Here is a 1,191-nt window from a genome sequence, read left to right on the forward strand (position 1 = left end):
GGCGGGCATCGTCGCCCGCGGCGGCTCCCTCGGCCGGCGCCGCATTCTGCCGTCGCGCCTGCACGATCAGCGCCGGCAGGCTCGGCACCGGGTGCGCGGCGTGTCGCAGGGCCTCGTCGATCGCGACCACGTCGCCGCCGGCGATGGCTTCGCACGCATCACCGTCGCCCGCCTCCACCGCCCGCGACGCCGCGAGCGCCGCATGCCCGAGCGCCCGGATGGTCGCGTCGTCGGCCCGGCGGAACAGGACCCTGAGGTGGTCGTTCGCCCGGGCGCGCAACCCGTCGAAGGCGTCCGCTTCCGAGCGCCCGTTCCGGTAGCCGTCGCGGTACCAGGCGGCGATGCGGTCGAGGGCGGCGGGGTCGGCCTGCGCGAGGATCGGCAGGTTGCGCAGCACCTGCGCGCGGGCCGCCTCCGGGCCGTCGTCGTCGTCGAGGGTCGAGTCGGGGAAGCGGTCGGGCTCCACCACCTCGGTGACGGCGCCGGCCCGGATCAGGCGCTCGGCATCCGGCATCCAGATGTCGTCGGAGGCGACCGCCAGCGCCTCGGCCGTGAAGTCCGCGGCGAGGCCGGCGTCGCGGTAGGCCGCCCGCTCGGGGCTGGCGTCGACGGCGAAGGTCTGCCCGAACAGGCCGGCCTCGTAGGGGGCGTGGAAGCCGAGGCGCCCGGCCGTGCCGAGGTAGCGCGCGCGGCCGCGGACGAAGGCCAGGGTGCAGGCCGAGGCGCATTCGTCGGGGACGTAGGTGTCGAGCCCGTGCTCGGCGATCAGCGCGCCCAGCGCCAGGCCCTCCTCGACCAGGCCGCCGCCGCTGGTGAGGTGGATGCGGCGGGCCTGCGGGTTCGCGGCCAGAAGGGCCTCGACCCGCAGCGCGACGCCGTCCATCAGGTCGCCGGCCACCCGCACGTCCGCCCCGCCCGGACCGAGGGCGACCCGCGCCGCCGCGTCCGCCGGGGCGAAACGCTGCGCCAGATCGGTCGAGGCGCCGACGAAGGCCATCCGCAGGGAGGTCCGCGTGTCGTCCGAGCCCGCGCCGACGAGGCAACCGAGGCCGAGGGCGGAGGCGGCGCAGGCGAACGCGAACCGGGATGGGATGCGGCGACGGGTGTGGATCGGCATGCCGAAACCTCTCGCCTGCGGCGTCGCGCAGGTCGTCCGATGGCTGGACTTCGGGGTGGGACTGGACTTCGGGG

General features: G+C 76.6%; 1 protein-coding gene. It reads right to left on the reverse strand.

Features of this window, described 5'->3' with window-relative positions; translation table 11 throughout:
- A partial coding sequence (locus FV230_RS28540) for a hypothetical protein (RefSeq protein WP_147844752.1) occupies positions 1-1,117 on the reverse strand: 1,117 nt, incomplete at its 3' end.
- Positions 1,118-1,191: the final 74 nt, after the last annotated feature.

This window comes from Methylobacterium sp. WL6 (assembly GCF_008040095.1).
GTDB lineage: Bacteria > Pseudomonadota > Alphaproteobacteria > Rhizobiales > Beijerinckiaceae > Methylobacterium.